We start from the raw sequence: 5,077 nt of genomic DNA, 5'->3' as shown, positions 1-5,077 counted from the left end.
CGCGGGACTCGTATCCAATTTGGCGAGGGGCTTCCGCAACCCGGAAATCCGCAGAATCGCCTTGTTTCACGCGCTCGGCGACCTGCCTATGCCGCCCGAGTACACCCACAGATTCTCGTGAAGTGCCCCTTTTCCATTTGCATTTTTCAAAGCCGCAGTTGGCTGATCCGCCGACGTTCGAACAGGGCCCGGATGCCGCTCAAAGGCAATGCGGCGCTGGCCAGGTAGTTCGGCAACGTCCTCGTCTCGCCAAAAATCCATTCGCACGCGCCATACGTCTTAAAGTGGTTGACCAGATCCAGAATGGTCTGATCGGCCAACGCGGGATCAACCAGATCCAAGGTGTAGACAAACCAGCCGGTGGGCGTAGCCCAATACGCGCCGTTCTGGTACTTGTTGCGATCTCCCGCCTTTTCCCAATACACGCCGCCCGGCAGATGCCGGATCTGGCCCTGCTGTACAATCTGATTGTAATGCGTCTTAAAATAAATGGCGATGGCCCGTGACTGCGCCTCATCCGCGACACCGAGGAAGACCGCAAACGCCGAGCCCCAGATGTCGTGCTCCCGGCACTTGACTGTGGCGGCGCGAAACAAACCGACCTCCGCATCCCAAAAGACCTTCCGGGCGCTCGCCGCCACACGCTCCGCCTCGTCCCGCCACTGGCGGCTCTCCGGCTCGCGCCCCCCCTCCAGCAGCAGATCGGCCAACTGGCGGCACGCTTGCACATAGAGCAGCGAGCAGAACAACTCATCGCCCTGTTTGCGCACGGTATCCGTGAAGCCGTAGGGACAGCGGTCCCACGCCACGGCAGGATCAATGAACACCAAGCCGTTTTCCGGGTTGCGCGGCACCGCACCCATGGTCTTGACCAGCGGATCGAGGATCGCATCCAAAAGAGCGGTGTTCGTCGTCTGCCGATAGGTATGCCAGGCCACAGAGACGGTAAACTGGCTGCCATCGGCAACCGCGTTCTTGCCCATGGAGCCGTACCCCGGTTTGTAGATCGGCGTGCCGTCGTATTTCACGCAGTCCACGCCCTCGCCCTTCGGCCCCAGACTCCGGATAAAACAGCGGCACGCCTCGATCAGCTCGGTATCGGAATAGGACCCGATCGAGCCTTCCAGCGTGTAGGCGTAATCGCGCAGCCAGAAGGCTTCGTAGCCGATCCCCACCTGTGGCGGAAAGGCTGCGGTTCCATCCTTCATCTCACGCCGTGACGCGCGAATGATCCGGTGCGCTTCGTTTTCCAGCCAGGACACGGCCGCAGGAAGGTCTTTTGACGTTGTATTCACGATACGCACCTCTTCTGCGACCGACAGGCCGCCACAGGTCGCCACAGTCACTGAGCCGCCTATACAGATTCTGGTGATCCATCTCTGCATCTCGCTGCGCCTCCAGTACATCCGATACGGGCACCCGTGAGGCGTCGGCCTGCACATGCCGACCTCATCGGCCTTGTTTCCGCCTCTAGTATCACGTTCTTGCCGCATTGTCAATGCGCTGTTCGTTTTTTGTGTTTCTGCTCTGGACATATCCCCTGATTTCAGGCATGCTTACCAGAAACGCAAACCAGAGAAGGAATTGAAAATGACCCACCGCGATTTGATGAGTGCATGGGGCGTGACGTTGGCCGGTGTGACGATGAATGGCGTCTGGGCTGCAGAAACAAAACCCGTCGAAAAGCCGAATATTATCTTCATGATGACCGACGATCAGGGCTACTCCGATCTGTCGTGTTATGGCTCACCCGACATCAAGACACCCAACTTGGACCGCATGGCGGCGGAAGGGGTGCGGTTCACCGATTATTATGCGGCGGGCGCGGTCTGGCATTTGGGCGTAACCCCGGAGACGCTGCCTACGCGTCAGGGTTTTGATTCCTATTTTGGCATGCCCGGCGATAACCACGGTAAAGGAGAACTGTATCGCGGCACGAACATCATTGAGCAAGCGGGCAAGATTAATATCAGCGAACTGACGCAGCGTTACACAATCGAGGCGATTGAGTTCATCACGAAGTCCAAGGACAAGCCATTCTTCCTGTACCTGCCGCACGGCGCGCCGCACGCCCCCCTTTATGCCTCAAAGAACTTTCGCGGGAAGTCCGCAGCCGGCTTGCGGGGCGACTGCCTTGAAGAAGTGGACTGGAGCGTGGGTCAGGTGCTACAGAGATTGAAAGATCTTAACTTGGACGAGAAGACGCTGGTGATTTATACATCGGACAATGGTAAGCCTGGGCAGCAACCGCCGTTGCGTGGCTCTAAAGGTACGACATGGGAAGGTGGAATGCGTGTGCCGTGTATCGCGCGTTGGCCCGGAACCCTTCCGACCGGCACCCTCTGCAGCGAAATGACCGTCTCGTTCGACTGGTTGCCGACCTTGGCGGCTCTGGCAGGCACAGCGCCGCCTTCAGACCGGAAGATTGATGGCAAGGACATTTGGGCGGTCATGTGCGGCAAGGCCCAATCGCCACATGATCACTTCGTATATTACAATACCGCCGGTGTCGCCACCGCCATTCGCAGTGGCAAGTGGAAGCTGCATATGCGTCCGGGCGCAAGTGGGAAACCGACAACGGCTACGGGGCTGTACGATCTGGAAACGGATCTCGGCGAGACAAACGATGTGGCCCAGGCGCATGCTGATGTTGTCAAACTTCTGGGGGAAAAACTGCAACAGACCGATCGGATGCTGACGAAGGAAGCACGGCCCAGGTTTGATGAGCAACTCTGAAAACGACATCGGCGCGAATTGACAAGTGAACATGGATATGAAGGCTTCAGGGGGTGGAATTCAAGGTCGTGCGTTTCGTCTGTTGGGACGATGGGCAGAGGCCGTCGAGCCTTACTGGTATCGTATGGATGACGACCCGTCCCTGGGATGCTATAGCCCCGGCTATCAACACTGGGGTGTGCAATCAAACTGGAATTATGCCGCGGCGATGGCGACACTGGCCGCCCAAAAGCCGCAGGCCGGAAGGGAACACTGGCAACAACGCGCCCTTGCGTCCTTGCGCTACGCCTTGGCTACGCATGTAACCGGGAAGCGGGTTGGCACCGATGGCAAAGCGTGGGGAAACTCATGGATCAGCGTGCTTGGCATTGAGCGCGGCATGCACGGTCTGAGAAACGTGAACGCCGTGCTCTCGCCTGCCGATCAAGCGGCCTTGCGCCGTGTCCTGATCAGCGAGGCCGACTGGCTGTTGACGCCTGCCCGCGGGCAGTATGCGGGTGTGTGCGGCGGACTCTGGGGGCATGAAGGGCGTAACCGGCCGGAGTCCAACATCTGGTCCGGTTGTTTCCTCGCGCGCGTGGCACGTCTCTTCCCCGATGAAACGCACGCCTCCGCCTGGATGGAACAGTCTCACCGTTTTCTGATCAACGGCGTCTCGCTTGAGGCCGACGCCTGCGACGCGTCCATAATCGCAGGACGTCCGGTGTCCGAGTGGCATGCCGGCGCCAATTTCTTTCCGAACTATGCCCTGGATCATCACAGCTACCTGAACGTGGGGTACATGGCGATCTGCGCCAGCCATGCCGCGTTGCTGCATTTCGACCTCAAGCGGGCGGGCGCGACGCCCCCGGAATCGCTCTACCACCATCAGCACGCGCTCTGGCAGGTGCTGCGCCGGTTTGTTTTTGACGATGGACGTCTTGCACGCATCGGGGGCGACTCCCGCGTGCGCTATGCCTACTGTCAGGAGTACCTGATCCCCGCGCTGCTGTTGGCCGCCGATCACTTCCGCGATCCGCATGCGCTGCCGCTCGTGGAGCGTCAACTGGCCCTGATGGAGCGCGAAGCCGAGGCCGGCCAGGATGGAACGTTTTATGGGAGCAGACTGGCGGCCATGCGACGTCAGAACCCGCACTACTACACACGGTTGGAATCAGACCGGGCGTGTGTGCTGGCCATGCTGCTGAACAATCTGCCGCTGGTGCAGGCGCCCGCGCCAGCTTCTGTGTCATTCGAGTCGTCTGCGGCAGGCGTATGGATGGAAGACGCGCATGGTGCCGTCATGCACCGATCTGCCCATCGTCTGGCGTCCTTTGCCTGGCGGGCGCACGGTCTGGCGCAGGGCCTTTGCGTGCCGCCCGGCGACAGCAGCCTGGCCGAATGGTCTTTAAACCTGAGCCCCGTGATACGGTTCCTCGGGGATGATGGAAGCCAGCCGAACGCGCATCGCCGGTTGCTGCAGTGCCAGATCGAGCCCCTGGGTGAAGAGGGTTTTGTCACCTGCGGGGCCGTCATGGAGGGGGTGAGCGTTTCTGTGGATGAAGGCGCCTCTTGCACGGATCAGGCCGTCACGCGGATCGCCTTCGCGGCGTTGCCGGACGGCCATACCTGCCTGAGCCTGCAGTACGTCGTGGCCGCCTCCGACCGGGTAGGATTTCTGGCGGAATACAAAGATCTGCATCTCGCGATACCCAACGATTTGTTCAACGGATACCGGCGCACGGTGTGGTCGTCGTCCGGGCGCACCGAACTTCACTCGCCGCCGGAGCGCGACGAGACCCTCGCGATACCCGGCTCCTGGCTGAATGTGGATGATCGGCTGGGGGTGGTGGCACTGCACGGCGGAGACGGTCTGCTCGTGGATCGTTCTGTGGCGCGGCGTGCGGGGCGCTATCGGTCGCTCTTCGTGGATGAAATCTGCATGCATGTCGGCCACGACCTCATGCGCTGCCGTCCCGGCCTGGTGTTGACAGACATCGGGTTTGCTGTTTTGTCGGATGTGACGGCCGTGTGCACGGCAGACGTGCAAGGCGGTGCCCTGCCGCTGATGCCGAAAGAACTTCGGGGCGTGTGGGTGGACGGGTTGGATGGCCGCCGCTATGCGCTGGTGGCGAATTTCGGCGCGGACGAACAAACGGTTGAGGTGTGGGGTGAAACGTTCGCGGTAGCGGCAGGCGCGGCCGTCGTGCGATCCGCTTCATCTCAGCCGTCGGAAAGGAACTTGGCATGAAACGATTAGCCGCTTTCATGTGTCTGGTTGCGGCGTTGGCACTGGCCGATGATAGACTGAAACCACGCGACCTGACGCCCGTGACCTGGTTGGAAGCGCCCCGGCACGCGC

At 60.6% G+C, this 5,077-nt stretch carries 3 protein-coding genes; 2 read left to right on the top strand and 1 reads right to left on the bottom strand.

Going from position 1 to position 5,077, the window contains the following annotated elements:
- Positions 1 to 146 precede the first annotated feature (146 nt).
- On the bottom strand, positions 147 to 1,295 hold the full coding sequence (locus FJ222_11980) for a hypothetical protein (protein ID MBM4165140.1): 1,149 nt from the start codon (positions 1,293 to 1,295) through the stop codon (positions 147 to 149).
- 145 nt (positions 1,296 to 1,440) lie between these two features.
- Between FJ222_11980 and FJ222_11975 the strand changes: the two genes are divergently transcribed.
- Together FJ222_11975 and FJ222_11970 are read left to right on the top strand one after the other, a co-directional pair.
- Positions 1,441 to 2,736, top strand: a complete 1,296-nt coding sequence (locus tag FJ222_11975; GenBank protein MBM4165139.1) for an arylsulfatase — start codon at positions 1,441 to 1,443, stop codon at positions 2,734 to 2,736.
- A gap of 37 nt (positions 2,737 to 2,773) precedes the next feature.
- Positions 2,774 to 4,966, top strand: coding sequence for a hypothetical protein (locus tag FJ222_11970; GenBank protein MBM4165138.1), 2,193 nt, complete (start codon positions 2,774 to 2,776; stop codon positions 4,964 to 4,966).
- Positions 4,967 to 5,077: the final 111 nt, after the last annotated feature.

It is taken from the genome of Lentisphaerota bacterium (assembly GCA_016873675.1).
Classification (GTDB): domain Bacteria; phylum Verrucomicrobiota; class Kiritimatiellia; order RFP12; family JAAYNR01; genus VGWG01.
Note: the sequence above shows the minus strand (reverse complement) of the source record. Positions and strands in the feature narration are given on the sequence as shown.

Coding starts and splice junctions, on each gene's coding strand:
- FJ222_11975 (MBM4165139.1), top strand. CDS start 1,441: ATGCCGACCTCATCGGCCTTGTTTCCGCCTCTAGTATCACGTTCTTGC.
- FJ222_11970 (MBM4165138.1), top strand. CDS start 2,774: ATGAAGGCTTCAGGGGGTGGAATTCAAGGTCGTGCGTTTCGTCTGTTG.